Annotated in this window: 18 protein-coding genes and 3 riboswitches; of the genes, 7 read left to right on the forward strand and 11 right to left on the reverse strand. The window is 72.7% G+C overall.

The window, feature by feature from the left end; genetic code table 11:
- Positions 1 to 173 precede the first annotated feature (173 nt).
- From gcvP to thiM, 7 genes are all read right to left on the reverse strand, one after another.
- Entirely contained in the window at positions 174 to 3023 is a 2850-nt protein-coding gene (gene gcvP / locus PKE79_RS10690; RefSeq protein WP_271173688.1) for an aminomethyl-transferring glycine dehydrogenase, read from the reverse strand.
- The gene (gene gcvH, locus PKE79_RS10695; RefSeq protein ID WP_271173689.1) at positions 3020 to 3400 is read right to left on the reverse strand and encodes a glycine cleavage system protein GcvH; all 381 of its coding nucleotides are present in this window, start codon (positions 3398 to 3400) and stop codon (positions 3020 to 3022) included. Before gcvH ends, gcvP begins: the two co-directional genes overlap by 4 nt.
- Positions 3397 to 4527 carry a glycine cleavage system aminomethyltransferase GcvT gene (gcvT, locus tag PKE79_RS10700; RefSeq protein WP_271173690.1) on the reverse strand — a complete coding sequence of 377 codons (1131 nt, stop codon included), beginning with the start codon at positions 4525 to 4527 and terminating at the stop codon, positions 3397 to 3399. The genes gcvH and gcvT overlap by 4 nt, the downstream gene beginning before the upstream one ends.
- Positions 4528 to 4537: 10 nt before the next feature.
- The gene (locus PKE79_RS10705) at positions 4538 to 5965 is read right to left on the reverse strand and encodes an L-serine ammonia-lyase (RefSeq protein ID WP_271173691.1); all 1428 of its coding nucleotides are present in this window, start codon (positions 5963 to 5965) and stop codon (positions 4538 to 4540) included.
- Positions 5966 to 6012: 47 nt separating this feature from the next.
- A riboswitch (glycine riboswitch) is annotated at positions 6013 to 6105 on the reverse strand.
- Positions 6106 to 6196: riboswitch (glycine riboswitch) on the reverse strand.
- 27 nt (positions 6197 to 6223) lie between these two features.
- Positions 6224 to 7732, reverse strand: a complete 1509-nt coding sequence (gene thiD, locus PKE79_RS10710) for a bifunctional hydroxymethylpyrimidine kinase/phosphomethylpyrimidine kinase (protein ID WP_271173692.1) — start codon at positions 7730 to 7732, stop codon at positions 6224 to 6226.
- Positions 7729 to 8400 carry a thiamine phosphate synthase gene (gene thiE / locus PKE79_RS10715; RefSeq protein WP_271173693.1) on the reverse strand — a complete coding sequence of 224 codons (672 nt, stop codon included), beginning with the start codon at positions 8398 to 8400 and terminating at the stop codon, positions 7729 to 7731. Before thiE ends, thiD begins: the two co-directional genes overlap by 4 nt.
- On the reverse strand, positions 8397 to 9230 hold the full coding sequence (thiM, locus tag PKE79_RS10720; RefSeq protein WP_271173694.1) for a hydroxyethylthiazole kinase: 834 nt from the start codon (positions 9228 to 9230) through the stop codon (positions 8397 to 8399). Before thiM ends, thiE begins: the two co-directional genes overlap by 4 nt.
- Positions 9222 to 9317, reverse strand: a riboswitch (TPP riboswitch). It overlaps the preceding gene by 9 nt.
- Positions 9318 to 9372: 55 nt before the next feature.
- On the opposite strand from thiM, the gene PKE79_RS10725 reads away from it, so the two are divergent.
- From PKE79_RS10725 to PKE79_RS10750, 6 genes are all read left to right on the forward strand, one after another.
- A complete protein-coding gene (locus PKE79_RS10725; RefSeq protein WP_271173695.1) occupies positions 9373 to 10074 on the forward strand; it encodes an NUDIX hydrolase in 702 nt (233 codons plus the stop codon).
- A gap of 82 nt (positions 10075 to 10156) precedes the next feature.
- The gene (gene nadA, locus PKE79_RS10730; RefSeq protein ID WP_271173696.1) at positions 10157 to 11488 is read left to right on the forward strand and encodes a quinolinate synthase NadA; all 1332 of its coding nucleotides are present in this window, start codon (positions 10157 to 10159) and stop codon (positions 11486 to 11488) included.
- Positions 11485 to 13002, forward strand: a complete 1518-nt coding sequence (nadB, locus tag PKE79_RS10735) for an L-aspartate oxidase (RefSeq protein WP_271173697.1) — start codon at positions 11485 to 11487, stop codon at positions 13000 to 13002. The genes nadA and nadB overlap by 4 nt, the downstream gene beginning before the upstream one ends.
- Complete coding sequence (nadC, locus tag PKE79_RS10740) at positions 12996 to 13847, forward strand: carboxylating nicotinate-nucleotide diphosphorylase (protein ID WP_271173698.1); 852 nt, start codon at positions 12996 to 12998, stop codon at positions 13845 to 13847. Before nadB ends, nadC begins: the two co-directional genes overlap by 7 nt.
- 3 nt (positions 13848 to 13850) lie before the next feature.
- Positions 13851 to 14972, forward strand: a complete 1122-nt coding sequence (locus PKE79_RS10745; protein WP_271173699.1) for a cysteine desulfurase family protein — start codon at positions 13851 to 13853, stop codon at positions 14970 to 14972.
- 34 nt (positions 14973 to 15006) lie between these two features.
- Positions 15007 to 15894: a glycosyltransferase family 2 protein gene (locus PKE79_RS10750; protein ID WP_271173700.1), complete on the forward strand. Its 888-nt coding sequence runs from the start codon at positions 15007 to 15009 to the stop codon at positions 15892 to 15894.
- 116 nt (positions 15895 to 16010) lie between these two features.
- Here the strand turns inward: PKE79_RS10750 and PKE79_RS10755 are convergent, their stop codons facing one another.
- A complete protein-coding gene (locus tag PKE79_RS10755; protein WP_271173701.1) occupies positions 16011 to 16892 on the reverse strand; it encodes a hypothetical protein in 882 nt (293 codons plus the stop codon).
- Positions 16893 to 17104: 212 nt separating this feature from the next.
- Complete coding sequence (locus PKE79_RS10760; RefSeq protein WP_271173820.1) at positions 17105 to 18979, reverse strand: ABC transporter ATP-binding protein; 1875 nt, start codon at positions 18977 to 18979, stop codon at positions 17105 to 17107.
- 151 nt (positions 18980 to 19130) lie between these two features.
- Between PKE79_RS10760 and PKE79_RS10765 the strand changes: the two genes are divergently transcribed.
- On the forward strand, positions 19131 to 20627 hold the full coding sequence (locus tag PKE79_RS10765) for an MDR family MFS transporter (protein WP_271173702.1): 1497 nt from the start codon (positions 19131 to 19133) through the stop codon (positions 20625 to 20627).
- A 189-nt stretch (positions 20628 to 20816) separates the two neighbouring features.
- Here PKE79_RS10765 and PKE79_RS10770 read toward each other — a convergent pair whose 3' ends face one another.
- Positions 20817 to 20960: a MetS family NSS transporter small subunit gene (locus tag PKE79_RS10770; protein ID WP_271173703.1), complete on the reverse strand. Its 144-nt coding sequence runs from the start codon at positions 20958 to 20960 to the stop codon at positions 20817 to 20819.
- Positions 20957 to 22522, reverse strand: coding sequence for a sodium-dependent transporter (locus PKE79_RS10775; protein WP_271173704.1), 1566 nt, complete (start codon positions 22520 to 22522; stop codon positions 20957 to 20959). Before PKE79_RS10775 ends, PKE79_RS10770 begins: the two co-directional genes overlap by 4 nt.
- Positions 22523 to 22551: the final 29 nt, after the last annotated feature.

Raw genomic sequence — 22551 nt, forward strand, 5'->3', positions numbered from 1 at the left:
GCCTGGCTGCACTTCTACAATCACCACAGGCCCCACACTGCGACCGGGAAGCTCCCGCCCATCAGCCGGATCTCAAACAACCTGGCTGGGCAGTACAACTAGTGCCCGTCGTCGAGACCGGCGCGGGGAGCGCTAGCCTCGACGACGGGCACTAGTCTCGACGACCGGCGCTCCTAGGCGAACGCCTCGATCGGCGGGCAGGCGCACACGAGGTTGCGGTCGCCGTAGGCCTGGTCGATGCGGCGCACGGGCGGCCAGTACTTCGCCGAGCCGACTCCCGCGGGGTAGACCGCGGTCTCGCGCGTGTACGGATGATCCCACTCGCCGGCGATCGCGGCCGCGGCGGTGTGCGGGGCGTTCACGAGCGGGTTGTCCGCCAGGGGCCACTCCCCCGCGCCCACGCGCTGCGCCTCGGCGCGGATGGCGATCATCGCGTCGACGAAGCGGTCGAGCTCGGCGAGGTCCTCCGACTCGGTCGGCTCGACCATGAGCGTGCCCGCCACCGGGAACGACATGGTGGGCGCATGGAAGCCGTAGTCGATGAGGCGCTTGGCGACGTCGTCCACGCTCACCCCGGTCTCGGCCTTGAGCGGCCGGAGATCGAGGATGCACTCGTGCGCGACGCGGCCCTGCTCGCCCGTGTAGAGCACGGGATAGTGGTCGGCGAGGCGCGCGGCGACGTAGTTCGCCGCCACGACCGCCGCGTCGGTGGCCTGCGTGAGCCCCTCGAGGCCCATCATGCGCACGTACGCCCACGAGATCGGCAGGATGCCGGCCGACCCGTACGGCGCGGCCGACACAGGGCCGATCCCCTCCGTGTCGCCGTCGCCCTGCGCGAGGGCGTGCGAGGGCAGGAACGGCGCGAGATGCGCCTTCGCCGCGACCGGGCCGACGCCCGGCCCGCCGCCGCCGTGCGGGATCGCGAACGTCTTGTGCAGGTTGAGGTGCGAGACGTCGCCGCCGAGGTCGCCGAACCGCGCGTGCCCGAGCAGCGCGTTCAGGTTCGCGCCGTCGATGTAGACCTGGCCGCCCGCGTCGTGGACGGCCGCGGTGATGTCGAGCACGTCGTGCTCGTACACCCCGTGCGTCGACGGGTACGTGATCATGAGCGCGGCGAGCGCATCGGCGTGCTGCGCGATCTTCGCACGCAGGTCGTCGAGGTCGACGTTGCCGGCCTCGTCGCACGCGACGACGACCACCCGCATGCCCGCGAGCACGGCGGACGCCGCGTTCGTGCCGTGCGCGGAGGACGGGATGAGGCACACGTCGCGGTGCACATCGCCACGCGAGCGGTGGTACCCGCGGATGGCGAGGAGGCCGGCGAGCTCGCCCTGCGACCCGGCGTTCGGCTGGAGCGAGACGGCGTCGTACCCGGTGAGATCGGCGAGCCAGCCCTCGAGCTGATCGATGAGCTCGAGGTATCCGGTCACGTCCTCCCGCGGCGCGAACGGGTGGATGCGCCCGAACTCCGGCCACGTGATCGCGGCCATGGCGGTCGCGGCATTGAGCTTCATCGTGCACGAGCCGAGCGGGATCATGCCGCGGTCGAGCGCGTAGTCCTTGTCGGCGAGGCGCTTGAGGTAGCGCATCATCGCCGTCTCGGAGCGGTGGCTCGAGAACACGGGGTGCGTGAGGAAGGGCTCCGTCCGGACGAGCTCCTGCGGGATCGCGACGGCGCCCGCCCCCTCGCCGCGCGCGCCTCCGAAGGCGCCAGCGACCGCGGCGAGCTCCGTCGACGTCGTCGCCTCGCCCACCGAGATGCCGACGGTGTCGGCGTCGACGCGGTGCAGGAGCACGCCGGCGTCGTGCGCCGCCGCCACGACGGCGTCTGCGCGGCCCGGCACGCGCACGCGGAGCGTGTCGAAGAACGCACCGTCGACCACGTCGGCGCCCGCGTCCTCGAGCCATCCGCGCAGCTGGGCGGCCTTCTCATGCACGCGGGTCGCGATCTCCCGGAGACCGTCGGGCCCGTGGTAGACGGCGTACATCGCCGCCATGACGGCGAGGAGCACCTGCGCGGTGCAGATGTTGCTCGTCGCCTTCTCACGGCGGATGTGCTGCTCGCGCGTCTGGAGGGCGAGACGGTACGCGAGCTGCCCGTCCGCGTCCTTCGAGACGCCTACGAGCCGGCCCGGGAGCTGGCGCTCGAGGCCCTGGCGCACGACCATGAATCCCGCGTGCGGGCCGCCGAACCCGAGCGGCACGCCGAAGCGCTGCGACGACCCCACGACGATGTCGGCGCCGAGCGAGCCCGGCGACGCGATGAGGGTGAGCGCGAGCAGGTCGGCCGCGACGACGGCCTGGCCGCCCGCGACGTGCACGGCGTCGATGACGCCCTGCGGGTTCCAGATGCGACCCGACGCGCCCGGGTACTGGATGAGCGCGCCGAAGAGCGACTCGGGCAGCGCCGCGCCGCCCGCGAGGTCGAGCTCCACGACCTCGATGCCCACGGCCTCGGCGCGCACGCGGAGCACGTCCTTCGTCTGCGGGAGCGCGTCGGCGTCGACGACGAACACGTCGGAGCCGCCGCGCACCGCGCGGCGCGCCACGAGCATGCCCTCGACGGCGGCGGTCGCCTCGTCGAGCATCGACGCGTTCGCGACCGGGAGCCCCGCGAGGTCGGCGACCATCGTCTGGAAGTTGAGCAGCGCCTCGAGGCGCCCCTGCGAGATCTCGGGCTGGTAGGGCGTGTACGCCGTGTACCAGGACGGGTTCTCGAGCACGTTCCGCTGGATGACCGACGGCGTGAGGGTGTCGCTGTAGCCGAGCCCGATCATGGGGGCCAGCACCCGGTTGCGCGTGGCGAGCGAGCGGAGCTCGGCGAGCGCCGCCGCCTCCGACACGCCCTCGCGCGGGATTGCCGAGCCCGCGGAGCCGAGATCGCGGATGACCGCGGGCACGGCCGCCGACAGGACGGCGTCGACCCTGCCGTCGAAGCCGATGACCTCCGCCATCCGCTCCTGGTCGGCGCCGGTCGTGCCGATGTGGCGCGCGGCGTACGCTCCGAAGCCAGCGGCGCTCACGCCTCGGCACCCGTGAGCGCGGCGTAGGCGGCGCGATCGAGGAGGCCGTCGACGTCGCCGGTCACGCGGACGCGGACGAGCCACGCGTCCTCGAACGGCGACTCGTTCACGAGCCCGGGGTTCTCGTCGACCGCGCTGTTGACCTCGACGACCGTCCCGTCGACGGGCGCGTACAGCTCGGACACGGACTTGGTGGACTCGATCTCGCCCATGACCTGGCCCGAGGCGACGGACGCGTCGGCGGCGGGCAGGTCAACGAAGACGACGTCGCCGAGCTGCTCGGCGGCGTAGTCGGTGACGCCGATCGTGGCGATGTCGCCGTCGATGCGGATCCACTCGTGCTCGGCGGTGTAGAGCAGCGCGTTGAGGTCGGTCATTTCTTCCTCCGGTAGAAGGGCGGGGTGGTCGGGGTGGCGGGGATGCGGGTGCCGCGGACGTCGACGGTCAGGTCGTCAGCGTCGCTGGCCTCCTGGTCGACGTACGCGAGGGCGATCGGATGGCCGAGGGTCGGGCTGAGCGCGCCGCTCGTGATCTCGCCGACCTGGTGGTCGCCGCGGAACACGCCGTAGCCGGCGCGTCCGGCGCGGCGGCCCTCCATCGTGAGGCCGACGAGCACGCGCTCGCCCGGCCGCGCGTCGAGCGACCGCGCGCCCACGAAGTCGCCCTTGTCGGCGGCGACGACGCGGCCGAGCCCGGCCTGCGACGGGAAGATGTCGCGCGCGAGCTCGTGCCCGTACAGGGGCATGCCCGCCTCGAGCCGCAGCGTGTCTCGCGCGGCGAGTCCGGCCGGCACGAGGCCGTGGGGCGCTCCGGCCGCGAGCAGCGCGCGCCACAGGTCGACGGCGCGGTCGGCGTCGATGCAGAGCTCGAAGCCGTCCTCCCCCGTGTAGCCGGTGCGCGCGACGAGCAGCGGCGTGCCCGCGAACTCCGCGTCGGTCCAGGCGTAGTTGCGCAGCTCGTCGAGCGGCAGGCCGAAGCCGCCCACCTCGGGCGCGCTCTCGAGGATGGCCTGGGCGCGCGGCCCCTGCAGGGCGATGAGCGCGAGGCGATCGGAGGCGTCCTCGAGGTCGGCGTCGAAGCCCGCGATGCGCGCCGACACCTCGGCGGCGACGGTGCGGCGGTTGCCCGCGTTGGCGATGATGAGGAACTCGTCGTCGGAGAGCCGGTACACGACGAGGTCGTCGATGATGCCGCCGTCCTCAGCGAGCATCATCGTGTACTTCGCGCGGCCGACCGCGACGGCCGACAGCCGCCCGGCGAGAGCGTAGTCGAGGAACGCGCCGGCGCCCGCGCCGCGCACGAGGATCTCGCCCATGTGCGAGATGTCGAACAGCCCTGCCGCCTCGCGCACGGCGCGATGCTCGGCGAGATCCGACGTGTAGCGCACGGGCATCCACCACCCGCCGAAGTCGGTGAACGACGCTCCCTGCGCCTCGTGCTCCGCCTGCAGCGGCGACCGCCGCAGGCCCTCCGAGGCGGAGGCGGTCGATTCGTCTGTGCTCACGCGGTTCTCCTCAGCATTCGACCACGTTGACGGCCAGGCCGCCCCTCGCGGTCTCCTTGTACTTGTCGCTCATGTCGCGGCCGGTCTGCCGCATGGTCTCGATGACGGCGTCGAGCGAGACGCGGTGCGTCCCGTCGCCCCACATGGCCATCTTGGCGGCATTGACCGCCTTTCCGGAGGCGATCGCGTTGCGCTCGATGCACGGGATCTGCACGAGGCCGCCCACCGGGTCGCACGTGAGACCGAGGTTGTGCTCCATCGCGATCTCGGCCGCGTTCTCGACCTGCTCCGGCGTGCCGCCGAGCACGGCGGCGAGAGCGCCCGCCGCCATCGACGACGCCGAGCCGACCTCGCCCTGGCAGCCGACCTCGGCGCCCGAGATCGAGGCACGCGCCTTGTAGATCGAGCCGATCGCCGCGGCCGTCACCAGGAACTCGACGGCCACATCGTCGCGGTGCCTCCCCGCGGCGACCGCGGGCGTGTAGTGCGTCGCGTAGTGCAGCACGGCGGGGATGATGCCCGCGGCGCCGTTCGTCGGCGCGGTGACGACCCGCCCGCCCGCCGCGTTCTCCTCGTTCACGGCGAGCGCGACGAGGTTCACCCACTCCTGGGCGTACGCGGGGCTGCGGTCGGGGTCCTCCTGGAGAAGCCGTGCGTGCCACTGCGGAGCGCGACGACGGACGCGCAGGCCCCCTGGCAGCTCTCCGTCGGCGCGCGTGCCGGCCGCCACGCACTCGTCCATCGCGTCGCGGATCCGCAGGAGCCCCTCGCGGACGTCATGCGCGGACCGCAGCGCGCACTCGTTGCGCAGCGCGATCTCGGCGATGCCCGCCTGCTCGGCCGCGCAGATCGCGAGCAGCTCCGACGCGGTCGAGAACGGATGCGGAACGGGCGTCTCGGTCGCCGCGGCCTCCTCGCCCTCGCGGACGATGAATCCGCCGCCGACCGAGTACCACGTGCCGTGCGCGAGCGTGCGACCCGCGGCATCCCTCGCCGTGAAGCGCAGCGCGTTCGTGTGGCGGGCGAGCACGGTGAGCGGCGCGAGGCGGATGTCGCGCGCACGCAGCGGGACGGACCCCGTGCCGCCCAGGCGGACGACGCCGTCGCGCTCGATGCGCGCCGCGCGAGCGGACACCTCGTCGGCCCGCACGACGTCAGGGCGACACCCCTCGAGGCCGACGAGCACGGCCGTGAGCGTCCCGTGGCCGGCGCCCGTGGCGGCGAGCGAGCCGAACAGCTCGACCTCGAGGGCCGCGACGAGCGGGATCCGCTCGGCGAGCTCGTCGGCGAACGCCGCGGCCGCGCGCATCGGCCCCACGGTGTGCGAGCTCGACGGCCCGATGCCGATCGTGAAGAGGTCGAAGACCCCGACGAACGGCGCCCGGTCGCCGAGGGCGGTTCCGGCACGGCCGACGTCGTCGTCTGTCGTGTGCACCATCGAGGAACTCCCGTCTTCGGCACCCTCGCCGTGAGGGTGCGCCGAGTTCCTCCCGCTCTGTCATAGGCCTGAGAGTTTCCGCGGCGCCGCAGCTCCGCTTGCCCCGTCGGCGGGCGCGTGTGCGCCGCTTTCCAGAGTGACCTGCCGCCACGGTACGTGGGCCTGAGAGATTCCGGGAGGGGTTGCTCCTACGGCAGCCGCGCGAGCGCGGCATTCTCCCGTGACGGGTGGACGGTCGTTCAGTTGTGTGTGCCGATCCTACCCGGCGACCGCACCCGCCCGCGACTGCTCCCGCGCGACGGCATCGCGCCGCTGAGCGAAGAACGCGAGCTCGTGCCGGGCCGACACGTCGAAGGCCGTGCGCATGCGCGCGAGGCGCGCGTCGTCCGCGGCCCTGGCGTGCTCCTGCGTCCAGCGGATGGCCTCGCGCGTGGCGAGGTCGAACGCGTCGGATGCGTACATCTCGAGCCAGTCGGCATACGGATGGCCCGGGCGATTCGCGGCCGCGAGGCGCGCGCTGATGTCCTGGTAGAGCCAGAAGCACGGGAGCACCGCGGCGACGAGCACCGCGTGGTCGCCGGCCGCTGCCGTCGCCTGCAGATGATCCAGGTACGCCATGGTCTCGGCGGACGGCGTCGCCGGGGCGTCGGCCGGCGCATCGTCCAGCCGGGCGCGGTGCAGGGAGAGCTCGGTCTCCAGGCAGCTGTGCGCGGATGCCGCCCAGAAGGCCTGCTCCTCGAGCGTCGGCGCGAGCTCCGCGGCCCGGCTCAGCACGCGCGCGTACGTGCGCAGGTACAGCGAGTCCTGCGCGAGGTAGTGCGCGAAGTCGTCCCGATCGAGCGAGCCGTCCGCGAGCGCGCGCACGAACCACACGTCGTCGATGCCGGCGCGCAGCGGCGCGATGTCCTCCCACCAGGCGTCGAGCTCGGCGTCGCGGCGCGGGAGGCCTCCCGTCCGCCACAGGCCCGCGAGATGGTGGAGCGGGCCGTGCCCTCCCGGGCGGCCCACCTCGAGCTCGGAGCCCGACGCGATCGCGTCGCGCAGCCATCCGCGGGCGAGGCGCGCCGCCCAGGTCCAGCCGCCCTCGCGCGCGCGGAGCGTGGCGAGCGCGGCGGACAGGGAGCACCCCGTGCCGTGCGTGGCGGTCGTCTCGATCCGCGCGTCCGAGAACTCGGCGATGAGGCCATCCGGCCCCACCAGCGCGTCCGGGCACGCCGGGCCGTCGAGGTGCCCGCCCTTCGCGAGCACGAGCACGCCGTGGCGACGCGCGAGCGCGGCCGCCTGCGCGAGCGCGTCCGTCCACGATCCGATGGCCGCGACACCGGTGAGCACGGCCAGCTCCGGGAGGTTCGGCGTCACGACGTCGGCGAGCGACAGGAGATCGTGCAGCGCGCGCTCGGCCTCGGCGTCGATGAGGCGATCCCCGCTCGTGGCGATCATGACGGGATCCAGGACCACCGGCGGGCGCGTGTCGAGACCCCGCAGCCAGTTCGCCACGACAGCGACGATCTCCGCCGTGCCGAGCATGCCGATCTTGACGGCGTCGATGCGGATGTCGGCCGCGAGCGCGTCGAGCTGCTCGCGCAGGAACGACGCGGGCGGCACGTGCACGCCCGAGACACCCTGCGTGCTCTGGGCGGTGAGCGCCGTGATCGCGGCCATGCCGTAGCCGCCGCACGCGGCGATCGACTTGAGGTCGGCCTGGATGCCCGCCCCTCCCGACGGGTCGGAGCCGGCGATCGCGAGGATGTTCGGCACGGCGGTCATGCGACGACCTCGGCGTCCGCCCACTCGAACCGCAGCGCGGCCGCCGCCGCGGCGGGGAACTCCGCCGAGCAGATGGCGCGGACGACCGCGATCCCGGCGGCGCCCGCGCGCCGCGCGTCGCGTGCGTCGCCCGGGCCGACGCCGCCGATCGCGACGCACGGGAACTCGTGCGCGAGCTCGGCGAAGGCCGCGAATCCGGTCCATCCGATCGGGGTCGGATGGTCCTTCTTCGTCGGGGTGGCGCGCACCGCGCCCACGCCCAGGTAGTCGACCGTGCCGGCGGGGAGGCGCCGCAGCGCCTCGAGCTGGCGCGGCAGGCTCGCGCTCAGGCCGATGATCGCGTCGTCGCCCACGAGGCCGCGCACGCGGTCGGCCGGCAGGTCGGTCTGCCCGATGTGCACCCCGTCGACCGCGGCACCCGCGGCCCGTGCCGCGAGGTACACGTCGACGCGGTCGTTCACGAGCAGCGTCGCACGGCCGCGCGTATGCGCGGCAGCGGCCTCGACGAGGGCGAGGAGATCGGCGGCGGACAGGTCCTTGCCGCGGATCTGCACGGTCGATGCCCCTCCGTCGACCGCCTGGGCGACGACGTCGACGAGCGAGCGGCCGGTGATCGTCGCGGCGTCCGCGACGAGGTAGAGGGAGAGGTCGAGAGGTCGCGCGGTCATGCCGGCACCTCCGTCGCGAAGCGCTCGGGCGCGGACACGTCGACCGCATCGACCTCCGCGAGCGCGTCGAGGAACGCCACCGCGAACGAGCCGGGGCCCGTCGCGACGGCCGCCGCGCGCTCGGAGGCGGCCGCGTAGACGGCGTGCGCCGCGATCGTGCCCGCGAACGCGGCATCCGGGCCATCCGCCGCCGCGACGCACGCGGCCACGACCGCTCCGAGCGAGCAGCCGCCTCCCGTCATGCGGGTGAGGAGCGCGCTCCCGCCCGCGATGCGCTCCGTGCGCGCGCCGTCGGTGACCGCGTCGACCGCGCCCGACACCGCGACGACCGCGCCCGTGCGCTCGGCGAGCGCGCGGGCGGCGTCGAGCGCCGCATCGACCTCGTCGGCCGCATCGACCCCGCGCCCGCCCGAGCCGGCGCCCGCGAGCGCGAGCACCTCCGAGGCGTTGCCGCGGATCACGGTGGGCCGGTGCGCGAGCAGGTCGCGCGCGACGCCGGTGCGCAGGCCGAGGGCGCCCACGCCCACGGGGTCGAGGACCCACGGCGTGCCGGACGCGCGTGCCGCGGCGACCGCGGCGGTCATCGCCGCGCGCTGCTCGGCGGTCGGCGTCCCGAGGTTGACCAGGAGCGCCGACGCGAACGCCGCGCACTCCCCGGCCTCCTCGGGGATGTCGGCCATCACGGGCGCCGCGCCCACCGCGAGCAGCGCGTTGGCCGTGACGTTCACGACCACGGAGTTCGTGATGCACTGCACGAGCGGCGCGGTCTCGCGCAGTCTCGACAGCACGGCCCCGGGGCCATCGGATACCGACAGGTGCGCGTCACTCATCAGCGACATCCCTCCGCTCGTCCTAACGAGATCAGGTGCATACGGGTGTGATCTCAGTCCCGGAAGGGGACACCCCGTGTCACTGCGAGCGAGCATAGCGGGTCCGCGATGGCCCGCGCGCCGGGTCGCCTACGCTCGAAGGGTGACCTCCCCTTCCGCGACCGAGAGCGCCGGCATCCGCGTCGCCGTCTCGACCGTGATCTTCTCGCTGCGCTCGCGGCCCGGGGCCGACGCGCTCATGATCCCGCTCGTGCGCCGCACGCGGGAGCCGTTCGAGGGCGCGTGGGCGCTCCCGGGCGGATGGCTCGACGAGCGGGAGGGGCTCGACGACGCCGCCGCCCGCACGCTCGCCGAGACGACCGCGCTCAGCCCGAGCTACCTCGAGCAGCTCTACGCCTTCGGCGACGTCGACCGCTCCCCCACGCGCGTCGTGTCGGTCGTCTACTGGGCGCTCCTGCGCTCGGACCTCGTGGATGCGCAGCGCGCCGCGGAGGACGCGCCGGAGAACGTCGAGTGGTTCGACGTGGACGATCTGCCGGCGCTCGCCTTCGACCACAACCGGATCGTCGACTACGCCGTGTGGCGGCTGCGCAACAAGGTCGGCTACAGCCGGATCGCGCACGGCCTCCTGCCCGACGAGTTCACGCTGACCGAGCTGCGGGAGGTCTACGAGGCCGTGCTCGGGCGTCGCCTCGACCCGTCGAACTTCCGCCGCCTCCTCGAGGGCTCCGAGGCGCTCCTCCCGACCGAGTCGTTCCGCACCGGCAAGCATCGCCCGGCGCGGCTGTACCGCTACAACTCGGAGGTCGAGCTCGCCGATCGCGGACCGCTCGGACCGGCCTGAGGAGCCCGCTCGCCTTTGTGGTCAACCTGACTTAAAGTGGTGTCGACGACTTAGAGTCGAATCGACACGAACAGGGGTCCCCATGGCCGCGACCAGCATCACCCTCACCGCCCGCGACGCGAGCGTCGACCACGAGATCCAGGCGATCGTCTCGGGCGGCGCCGCGGGCTCGACGTGCTCGACCGACCTCGCCGCGGGGCCCTGGAGCTTCGACGCCGTCGCCGGTTACGGCCCCGGCGCCTCGATGGGCGACGTGATCCCGACCGACGCCCCGCGGCAGGGCGAGCTCCCCCGCGCCTACCGCGAGGCCCCGGAAGCCGAGCTGCATGATCGCATCCGGGCGGCGAAGGCGGCGCTCGGCGACCGCGTCGTGGTCCTCGGCCACTTCTACCAGCGCGACGAGGTCGTGCAGCACGCCGACTACGTGGGCGACTCGTTCCAGCTCGCGGGCGCGGCGAAGGCGCACCCCGAGGCCGAGGCGATCGTCTTCTGCGGCGTCCACTTCATGGCCGAGACCGCCGACATGCTGTCCCGCCCAGAGCAGTCCGTCATCCTGCCGAACCTCGCCGCGGGCTGCTCGATGGCCGACATGGCCGACGTCGACCAGGTCGAGGAGTGCTGGGAGCAGCTCGCGGACGTGTACGGCCCGCTCGACGTGCCGGACGAGGACGGCCGCGTGCCGGTCGTCCCGGTGACCTACATGAACTCCTCCGCGGCGATCAAGGGCTTCGTCGGCCGCAACGGCGGCATCGTGTGCACGTCGTCCAACGCGCGCACCGTGCTCGAGTGGGCGTTCGCCCGAGGGCGCCGCGTGCTCTTCTTCCCCGACCAGCACCTCGGGCGCAACACGGCCAAGGCGATGGGCGTGCCGCTCGAGCGCATGCCGCTGTGGAACCCTCGCGCGCCGTACGGCGGGTCGTCCGAGGAGACGCTGCGCGACGCCGAGGTCATCCTCTGGCACGGCTTCTGCTCCGTGCACCGCCGCTTCACGGTCGACCAGATCGAGACCGCGCGCGCCGCGCATCCGGGTGTGCGCGTCATCGTGCATCCGGAGTGCCCCATGCCCGTCGTCGACGCCGCCGACGAGGCGGGATCGACCGACTACATCCGCAAGGCGATCGAGGCGGCGACCGAGCCGACCACGTTCGCGATCGGCACCGAGATCAACCTCGTGCGCCGGCTCGCCGCCGAGCACCCGCAGCACACGATCTTCTGCCTCGACCCCGTCGTGTGCCCCTGCTCGACGATGTACCGCATCCACCCCGGCTACCTCGCGTGGGTGCTCGAGGAGCTCGTCGCGGGGCGCGTGGTCAACCGGATCAGCGTCGACGACGCGGTGGCGGACCCGGCGCGCGTCGCGCTCGAGCGGATGCTCGCGGCCAAGCCCCTGCCGACGGGAGGCGCGCGCGCATGACCGGGGTCATCGTCGTCGGAAGCGGCGTCGCGGGCCTCGCGACGGCGCTGCACCTCGCGCGCGGCGGGGCGGATGTGCAGCTGGTCACGAAGGCGGGGATGGCCGACGGCAGCACGCGGCACGCGCAGGGCGGCATCGCGGCCGCGCTCTTCCCCGATGACAGCGTCGAGAGCCACGCGGCCGACACGCTCGCCGCGGGCGCCGGACTGTGCGACCCCGCCGCGGTCGACGTGCTCGTGTCGGAGGGGCCGGCGCGCGTGCGCGAGCTCATGGACCTCGGCGTCGCGTTCGACCGAGACGCCTCGGGCGCCCTGGCGCGAGGACTCGAGGCCGCGCACGCGCATCCGCGCATCCTCCACGCGGGCGGAGACGCGACGGGCCTCGCGATCGAGATCGCGCTCATCGCGGCCGCGCTCGAGGCGGGCGTCCGCCTTCGCGAGCGGACGCTCCTCGCCGAGCTCCTCGTGGAGGACGGACGCGTCGCGGGAGTCGAGCTGCTCGCCGACGGGCGCCGGGAGGTGCTCCGGGCGGATGCCGTCGTGCTCGCGACCGGCGGAGCGGGGCGGCTGTGGGCGCGCACCACCAACCCCGACGTCGTGACCGGCGACGGCATCGCGGCCGCCCTGCGGGCGGGGGCCGCGGTCGTCGATCTCGAGTTCGCGCAGTTCCACCCCACCGTGCTCGCCGAGGGCGCGCCGTTCCTCGTCTCCGAGGCGGTGCGCGGCGAGGGCGCCGACCTCATCGATCTCGACGGACGGCGCTTCGTGCTCGACGACCACCCCGACGGCGAGCTCGCGCCGCGCGACGTCGTCGCGCGATCGATCGCCCGGCGGATGGCGGAGCAGGGCGGGCGCCCCGTCCTCCTGGACGCGACGCGCATCGGCCGTCGGCGACTGGAGGCGCGCTTCCCGACGATCGCGAGGGCGCTCGCAGGGCGCGGGCTCGACTGGGCCGCGCACCCGATCCCCGTCGCGCCGGCCGCCCACTACCTCATGGGCGGGATCGCGACCGACCTCGACGGGCGCACGAGCCTGGCCGGCCTCCTCGCCGTCGGCGAGTGCGCGCGCACGGGCGTGCACGGCGCCAACCGCCTCGCTTCCAACTCCCTTCTCGAGGGCGCGGTCTTCGCCGCGCGCGCGGCCGCGGCCATCCTCGCGGGCGAGGTCGATGCGGCGCCCGCGCTCCCCTCCGCGCCCGGCCCGGAGTCGCCGTCGGCGCTCGCCGCCGTCCAGACCTTCTCGCGCGCCGCCCTGCAGCGGCTCATGTGGGATCACGTGGGGCTCCTCCGCGACGGCGCGGGCCTCGCGCACGCCGTGGCGGTGCTCGCCGCGTGGCAGGACGCCCTCCCCCGTCCGCAGACGGTCGCCGCGCATGAGGACGCGGGGCTCGTGCGCGTGGCCCTCGCCGCGGCGAGCGCCGCTCTCGCCCGGCCGGGCTCGGTGGGGTCGCATTTCCGGACGGACGACGCCTCCGCGCACGCGCGCGAACTCGTCTCGGCGGGTGCCGCATGCTGACGGCGTCGACGATCGAGCGCGCGGTGCGCGCCGCCCTCGAGGAGGACGCGCCGTGGGGAGACCTCACGAGCGAGGCGTTCCTTCCCGCATCCGCTCACGCGCAGGCATCGCTCGTCGCGCGCGAGGACGGCGTGTTCAGCGGCGGCGAGGTCTTCCGGGCGGCGTTCGCCCTCACGGATCGCGCGACCGAGGTCGACCTCCGCGTGGCGGACGGCGCGCCCTTCGCCGCGGGCGACGTGCTCGCGACCGTCGCCGGGCCGGCCCGCGCGGTGCTCACCGCAGAGCGCATCGGCCTGAACTTCACCCAGCGGATGTCGGGCGTCGCGACGCTCACGGCGCGATTCGTCGCCGAGGTGGCGGGCACGCGCGCGCGGATCGTCGACACCCGGAAGACGACGCCGGGGCTCCGCGCGTTCGAGCGGCACGCCGTCCGCTGCGGCGGCGGGCACAACCACCGGCACTCGCTGTCGGACGCGGTCATGGCGAAGGACAACCATCTCGCCGTGCTCCAGGCCGGCGGCGCCGACCTGACGACCGCCCTCCGCGCGGGCATCGCGCGTCTGCCGCACACGGCGCACGTCGAGGTAGAGGTCGATCGCATCGACCAGATCGAGCCCGTGCTCGCGGCCGGAGTCGACACGATCATGCTCGACAACTTCTCTCTCGACGACCTCCGTCGCGGCGTCGGGATCGTCGGCGGGCGAGCGATCGTCGAGGCGTCGGGCGGCGTCGACCTCGGGACGGTGCAGGGCATCGCCGAGACGGGCGTCGACGTCATCTCGGTCGGCGCGCTGACGCACTCCGCCCGCGCGCTCGATCTCGGTCTCGACATGCGCGTGAGCTGAGCCGTGCTCTACCTCGACAACGCCGCGACGACGCCCGTGCGGCCCGAGGTGCTCGCGGCCATGGAGCCCCACCTGACGCGCGCATTCGGCAACCCGTCGAGCCACCACACGGTCGGCGAGCGAGCCGCGCGCGCTCTCGAGGACGCCCGCGCCAGGGTCGCGGCCGTGCTCGGGATGCGCCGCGGCGACATCGTCTTCACCTCGGGCGGAACCGAGGCGAACAACCTCGCGGTGAAGGGGATCGCCCTGGGCGCTGCGCCGCGTGCACGGCACGTCGTGACGACGCCGATCGAGCACGAGTCGATCCTCGCCTCGGCCGATTACCTCCGCCGCCTCCATGGGTTCGAGGTGACCCTCCTCCCCGTCGACGCGGACGGCCTCGTCCGGCCGGACGACGTCGCCGCAGCCCTCCGCGACGACACCGCGCTCGTGTCGATCGGGCTCGCCAACAACGAGATCGGCACCGTGCAGGACGCGCGGGGCATCGCCGATGCGCTCGCGGGGCGCCGCGTCCCCCTGCACCTCGACGCCGTGCAGGCGGCGGGATGGCTGCCGCTGGCCGACACGGGCGCCGACGCGATCGCGCTCGCCGGCCACAAGATCGGGGCACCGCCCGGCACCGGCGTGCTCGCCGTGCGCGGACGCATCCCGATCGAGCCGCTCCTCCACGGCGGCGGCCAGCAGCGCGGTCGCCGCAGCGGCACCGAGGCGGTCGCGGATGCCGTCGGATTCGCGACGGCGCTCGAGCTCGCCGACGCCGAGCGCGCCGACAGCGCTCGGCGCGTGGCGGCCATCCGCGACGCCTTCATCTCACGAGTGCTCGCGCTCGTGCCCTCGGCGCGCCTCACCGGCCATCCGACCCGGCGCCTCCCCGGCACGGCGAGCTTCACCTTCGCGGGCACGAGCGGCGAGGCCGTGCTGCTCGAGCTCGAGCGCCGCGGCGTCGTCTCGTCGAGCGGGTCGGCCTGCGCCGCGGGAAGCGACGAGCCGTCGCACGTCCTCGTCGCGCTCGGGGTCCCGCCCCAGGAGGCGCAGACCGCGGTCCGCTTCACGCTCGCGCACCGCCACCAGGGCTCGCTCGACGCCGTCGCCGACGCCGTCGCCGCTGCGGTTGCTGCGGTCTGACCCCGGTGTCCCCGTGCGCCGATAGTCTCATCCGGTGACCACCGCTCCCCTCGTGACCGTCGTCGTCCCGGGCTTCGACATCGAGGGATACATCGCCGAGGCGCTCGACTCGCTGCGCGCGCAGACCCTGACCCGCTGGCGCGCGATCCTCGTGGACGACGCGTCGACCGATGGCACGGGCCGCGTGCTCGAGGAGTTCGCCGCGCGCGACGATCGCTTCCGCGTCATCCGGCATCCGCGGCGCAAGGGGCTCGGCGCGGCGCGCAACACGGCGCTCGCGCACGTGGACACGCCGTACCTGGGCTTCCTCGACGGCGACGACATCATGCTCCCGCGCGCGCTCGAGACGCTCGTCGGGTCGCTCGAGACATCCGGAAGCGACGTCGCGGTGGGGGCGTACGTGCGCCTGTGGCCCGAAGGAGGGTCGTACACGGCGGGAGAGGTGCAGCCGTGGGTCTCCGCCTCGACGAGCCCGCGGCGCGTCGGCGTCACGCTCGACGCGCACCCCGAGGTCACCGGGAACGTCGTGGCGTGGTCGAAGGTCTCGCGCACGGACTTCTGGCGTGCGCACGACCTGCGGTTTCCCGAGAACGCGCTCTACGAGGACCAGGCGATCGCTCAGCGGATGTACACGGCCGCGCGTGCGATCGACACGGTCCCCGACGTCGTCGTCCAGTGGCGCGTGCGCGCCGACGGGAGCTCGATCACGCAGCACGAGGCCGACCCCCGCGTCTTCCGCGCATGCCTCGCCGCGATGCGCGACGGCCTCGCGGTGCTCGCCGGCCACGGCGCCGCGCAGCGTGCCCGGGCGGGTCAGATCCTGCGCATGGACATCCCTCGACTCTCCGCGATCGCGGACGCGTCCACCCGCTCCGACCTCGACACGTTCGCCGCCGAGGTCGAGGCGCTGCACCGCGCCTAGCCCCCATCCCCCATGTCTCACCTCCCGCGTTCTCCGGCCGGGTCCTTGCCACGAGTGGCCGCCATCCGCCCCTCTCACCGGCCGGACGCGGCAGATGCCCGAAGGGACGTCGCCTCTCACCCACGCCGCGCGACCGCGGCGCGCAGGTCCGCGAGGAGGTCCGCGGGATCGGAGAGGTCGGCCTGGGTCACCGGGAGGTAGATCCAGCCGAGTGCCTCGAGACGACGCCGCCGCGCGAGATCTCGGCGCCACTGGTCCCGATCGCGGTGATGGTCGCCCTCGTATTCGACGGCGATCCGCTGCGCGGGCAGTGCGAGGTCCACGCGCGCGATGAAGCGGCCGGACGCATCGCGCACGACGAAGTTCGCCGCGAAGGGCCCGAATCCCGCCCGGACGAGCAGCAGCCGCAGCTCGGTCTCCTTGGGCGACTCGGCACGGCTGTCGATGAGCGCGACCGCCTCGCGGAGGACGCGCGACTGCCTGTTCCGAGGACGCCGCGCGAGCTCCGCCTCGATGGCGGCCGCGCCGTGGTCGTGGGCGACGCGATCGCCGACCGCGACGAGATCGTCGAGGTCGAGGATCTCCGACAGGTCGCAGAAGGTGCGCGACGGCGACGTCAGCGGCAGACCGCGTCGCTGCCAGACCTGGTCGGCCGCGAGCTCCCGCTGGTGGCCGATGATGAGGCGGCCGCGCCGGGCGCGCGTGCCCGTCGGGGTCGTCACGTGCACGGTGCGCTCGGCCTGCTGCCCGAGCGGAAGGGGAAGCCCCCAGAGGACCGCCGCGGTCGTGTGACTGAACGCCGCCCCCGCCGGAAGCGAGAGCGCGACCGCGTGGCAGATGCTCACCGGCCCCTGCTGGTCGATGGGCAGGCGTGCGCCCCGCACGGGAATCCAGAGGTCGGACGCGCGGGACCGGCGACGCGACACCTCGGGTGCGTCCGCGACGCGGAACGCACGTCCACGGAGGCGGGTCGGGAGATCGGATGGTCGGGAGCTCACGGAGAGAGGCTGGCGCAAGAAGGAGTGGTCGGGTGCGCGCATCCACACCCTCCGGCACCGCCGCGCCGCCCTCCGCCCCCTGTGCACGAACCGTGACGGGGCACGGCCGGGGCCCGCACCGGTCCTTGCCGCGAGTGGCCGCCATCCGCTGCTCTCACCAGCCGATCGAGGCAAACACGGGCACGGATGAGAGCAAGGCAGCCCGCCTGGCTTCAGTCCTCCAGGACGCGGGTCGCGGCGAGCTGCTCGGCTGCCAGCTCGGCGTAGAGGCCGCCTGCCGCGACGAGCTGCGCGTGCGTGCCCGACTCCACGATGCGGCCGCCGTCCACGACGTGGATGGTGTCGGCGTCGATGACGGTGGAGAGGCGGTGGGCGATCGAGATGGTCGTCCGGCCGCGCGCCGCATTCTCGAGCGCCTCCTGGACGATCCGCTCGGAGACGGTATCGAGCGCGCTCGTCGCCTCGTCGAGGAGGAGCACGGGCGGGTCCTTGAGGAGCACGCGGGCGATCGCGATGCGCTGCTTCTCACCGCCCGACAGACGGTAGCCGCGCTCGCCCACGACGGTCTCGTACCCGTCCTCGAAACCGGCGATGATGTGGTGGATGTTCGCCTGCCGGCACGCGTCCTCGATCTCCTCGTCCGTCGCGTCCGGGCGCGCATAGCGCAGGTTCTCCCGCACCGTCGCGTGGAAGAGGTACGTCTCCTGCGACACGATGCCGACGTGGTCGACGATGGACTCCTGCCTGAGGCGGCGCACGTCCTCGCCCGCGAACAGCACCTGGCCATCCGTCGCCTCGTAGAACCGCGGCGTGAGGTAGAGCACGGTCGTCTTGCCTGCGCCCGACGGGCCGACGAATGCCACGTGCTCGCCCGGCTCCACCGCGAACGACACGCCCTGCAGCGTCGGGCGGGTGTCGTCCGCCGCGTCCGGATAGCGGAACGAGACATCGCGGAACTCGACGCGGCCGACCGGGCCCGGGGCGTCCTCCACATCGACGGCGTCGGCCGCGTCGGCGATCGCGGGCTTCAGGTCGAGGTACTCGAAGATGCGCGCGAAGAGCGCGAACGATGTCTGCACGTCGAGCGCGACCCGCATGAGGCTCGTGAGCGGCTGCAGCAGCCGTGCCTGCACGTTCGTGAAGGCGACGATCGTGCCTGCCGTGATCATCCCGGCGTCGCCCGCGACGAGGAAGCCCGCGACGAGGTAGATGACCGCGGGCACGGAGGCCATGAGCACGTGCACGACCGCGAAGAACCCCTGCCCCGTCATCGCCTGGCGGATCTGCAGGCCGATCTGGTTGGCGTTCTCCTCGGCGTAGCGAGCGGACTCCGTGCGCTGACGGTTGAACGACTTCGACAGGAGGATGCCCGAGACGCTCAGCGTCTCCTGCGTGATCGCGGTCAGCTCGGACAGCGACTGCTGCGTCTGCGCCGCGATGCGTGCGCGCACCTGGCCCACGCGACGCTGCACGACGACGAGCACCGGCATGATGACGAGGGCGATCAGGGTCAGCCGCCAGTCGATGAGGATCATCGCGACGAGCGACGCGATGACCGTCACGGTGTTCCCGAGGATGCTCGTGAAGGTGTTCGTCAGGACGCTCGAGACGCCGCCCACATCGTTCTGCAGGCGCGACTGGATGATGCCCGTCTTCGTGCGCGTGAAGAAGCCGAGCTCCATCGCCTGGAGGTGATCGAACATCCGGACGCGCAGGTCGCCCGTCACGCGGTTGCCGACGTTGGAGGTGAACCACGTCTGCGCGACGCCGACGATCGCGCTCAGGAGGTAGAGGCCGATCATGAGGGCGACGAGGCGCACGAGGAGCGGGATGTCGACGGGCCCGCCGTCGACGGGGAAGAGCGCGTCGTCGAACACCCGCTGGATGACGAGGGGCGGCACGACGCCGAGCGCCGCGCCGACGATCACGAGGACGGCGGTCGCGGCGATGCGACCGCGATACGGGCGGAAGAGCGCCACGACGCGGCGCCCGAGTCCGGGCACGCGCGGCGCCTGCGCGTTCAGTCTCCGCTGCGCCGCCTCGTCGATCGGCTTGCCGCCGCCGCGCCCGCCCATGCCCCGCCCCATACTCATGTCAAAGAGCATACATATGCTCGGAGCGGGTGGATCCGATCGGATCGGGAATGGCAACGGGAATGTCGCCGTTAAGCTGTAACGTTCGCGCGGAGACCCTTCTCCCCTCCGCCTCCGGCCTTCCTCTTCTCTCTCCAGGAGTCTCATGACGTCTACCGACACCGGCGCCATCCGCGCACAGCAGCAGGAGATCGATCCGAAGGGCATGCGCGTCATCTGGCTGCTGCTGATCGCAGCCTTCACGGCGATCCTCAACGAGACGACGATGGGCATCGCCATCCCGCACCTCAATGCGGACCTCGGGCTCGCGCCCGAGCTGGGCCAGTGGCTCACGAGCGCCTTCATGCTCACGATGGCCGTCGTCATCCCGACGACCGGCTTCCTGCTCCAGCGCTTCACGACGCGCCAGATCTTCCTCGCGGCGATGATCGCGTTCTCGCTCGGAACGCTCGTGTGCCTCATCGCGCCCGGCTTCGTCGTGCTCCTCCTCGGACGCGTGATCCAGGCCGCCGGCACGGGCATCATGATGCCGCTGCTCATGACGACGATGATGAACGTCGTCCCGCCGCAGTCCCGCGGCCGCATGATGGGGCGCGTGGGGATGGTCATCTCGCTCGCACCGGCGATCGGCCCGACCCTGTCGGGCGCGATCCTGACGACGCTCAGCTGGCGCTGGATCTTCGGGATCGTGCTGCCGATCGCGCTCGCGTCGCTCCTCATCGGCGCGAAGTGGATGACCAACCTCGGCGAGACGCGCAAGGCGCCGATCGACGTGCCGTCGGTCATCATGTCGGCGATCGCCTTCGGCGGGATCGTGTACGGCCTCAGCCAGTTCGGCGGGGGCGCCCACGGCGCGGCAGCAGACGGCGGCGCGAGCATCTCGCCGGTCGCGTCGGGAGCCATCGCGCTCGTCGTCGGCCTGGTCATGCTCGCGGTCTTCGTGATGCGTCAGCTCAAGCTGCAGCGCATCGACGACGCGCTGCTCGATCTGCGCGTGTTCCAGTCGCGCAACTTCACGATCTCCATCGTGATCATGGCGCTCATCGCCCTCACGATGTTCGGCTCGCTCACCCTGCTGCCGCTCTACCTGCAGAACGTCGTGGGCCTCGACGCGCTGCAGTCGGGCCTCATCCTCCTCCCGGGCTCCGTGCTCATGGGCCTCCTCGGGCCGATCATGGGCCGGATCTACGACGCGAAGGGCCCGCGCACGCTGCTCGTGCCCGGCACGATCATCGTGGCTGCCGCGATCTTCGTGTACGCGACGGTGAGCGAGCACACCCCGTGGGGGCTGCTCATGGCGGTGCAGACGGCCATGTCCGTCGGCATGGCGATGTCGTTCACGCCGCTGTTCTCGGCCTCGCTCGGATCGCTCGAGCGCCACCTCTACTCGCATGGCTCTGCCGTGCTCAACACGCTGCAGCAGGTCGCCGGCGCGGCGGGCGTCGCGATCCTCATCGCGACCTACTCGAGCATCCTCCATGCGGGCGAGGAGGCGGGCGTGCCCGCAGCCGCAGCCGGCGCCCCCGGCGCGCGGACGGCCTTCCTCATCGCGGCGATCATCTCGCTCGTCTCGGTCGCGCTGTCGTTCTTCGTGCGCAAGCCCGAGGAGCAGGAGGGCATGCCCGGCGGCCACGGCCACTGAGCTCCCTCTCCTCTTGTGCGCTCAGGTCAGGACGACTGCGCACCCGGCCAGCTGCACGCGCCGTCGGCGCACGCGGGGGCGTCCTCCGCGGACGCGGTCAGCAGCGGGACGAGCGGCGTCGCCCTGGTCTCCTCGGTCGTGGACATGCCGACCATGCTACGCCCGCGAGAGGACCCGGGCTCCGGAGCGTCAGTCATCGCCCTCGTCGTCGACAGCGCCGTCCGGATACGCCGGCACCTCGGGCTTCGACGAGAGGAAGACGATGCTCGCGACGAGCCCGCCCCAGATGAGGACGGCGGCGATGATGAAGAACAGCGTCGCGATGGCGGTCATCGCAGGTCTCCCTTCAGCGACACGGCGTCCGTCGCCGGCCACGGCTCGAACTTCTCCGGATCATGGCGCCACCGTGCGCCCGTGAGCGCGATCGCCCCGACGACCATGATGGCGACCGATCCCCAGCCGACGATTCCCAGGTAGGTCACGGGGTAGCCGCTGTATCCGTCGACGAGCAGCTCCACGATCTTCGAGACGAGCATGTAGGCGAGGACCACGGGCGCGACGATCGAGACGAGGAAGAGCCACACGCGGCCGACCTTGAAGGTCGACAGGGTGCTCAGGTGCGACGCGAGCTCGGGGCCGGCTCGACGCACCCACAGCACGACGATCGAGACGATGATCGCCGAGGCCACGATGCCGATGTTGTTCGCCCAGTTGTCGACCGTGTCGAGCGCGGTGAGGCCGGACGTGGTCGAGAAGAGCAGGATCGAGACGACCGCGAGCACTCCCCCCAGACCGTAGACGACCTGCGAGCGCGTGAGGCCGAACTTGTCTCGCACGGCCGCGATGATCACCTCGAGGATCGAGATGAGCGAGGTGAGGCCGGCGAGCACGAGTGCGCCGAAGAAGAGGGCGCCGAACCACTCGCCGCCCGGCATCTGCGAGACGATCGCGGGGAAGGTCATGAACGACAGCGCGACGCCGGTCAGCCCCTCGAGCTCCGCCACCGGGATGCCCTGCTCGAACGCGAAGAACCCGAGCGTCGCGAAGACGCCGATTCCCGCCAGCAGCTCGAACGACGAGTTGCCGAACGCGACGACGAGGCCGGGAGTGGTGAGGTTGACACGCCGGCGGCGGTAGGACGCGTACGTGACCATGATGCCGAAGGCGATGGACAGCGAGAAGAAGATCTGGCTGTACGCCGCGATCCACACGGATGGGTCGGCGAGCGCCGCGAAATCCGGCGTGAAGAACGCCGTGAGCCCGTCGATCGCGCCGGGGAGGAACAGGGCGCGAACGACGAGGATCAGGAACCCGATCACGAGCAGAGGGATGAAGATGACGTTCGCGCGCTGGACGCCCTTCACGACGCCCGCGCCGAGCACCACGAGAGCGACCACCCACATGAGGACGAGCGGGATCAGCACACCGGGAACGAACTCGAAGGTGATCGGCTCTGCCGCCACCTGCAGGTATTCCCCGACGAAGAACGCGGTGGGATCGGACCCCCAGCGCAGATCCCACGAGAAGACGAAGTAGCTCGAGGCCCAGGCGAGCACGGCGGTGTAGTAGATGCAGATGAAGACGCAGATCATCACCTGGAACCAGCCGATGCTCTCGCCCACGCGCCCCGCGAGGCGTCGGAAGGCGAGCGGGGCGGAACCGCGGAAGCGGTGCCCGATCGCGTAGTCGAGGAAGAGGATGGGGATGCCGGCGGTCAGCAGCGCGACGAGATACGGGATGAGGAAGGCTCCTCCCCCGTTCTCGTAGGCGACGCCGGGGAAGCGCCAGATATTTCCGAGGCCGACAGCCGACCCGAGCGCGGCGAGGATGAAGCCGATCTGACCGGTCCACACCTCGCGTGCCGGAACGGCGCCGGCCGTGTTCGTGCGAGACATTCTGTATCCCTTCACTGGGCGGTTGTCAC

Origin of the sequence: Microbacterium barkeri (assembly GCF_027921765.1) — a bacterium.
Lineage (GTDB): Bacteria > Actinomycetota > Actinomycetes > Actinomycetales > Microbacteriaceae > Microbacterium > Microbacterium barkeri.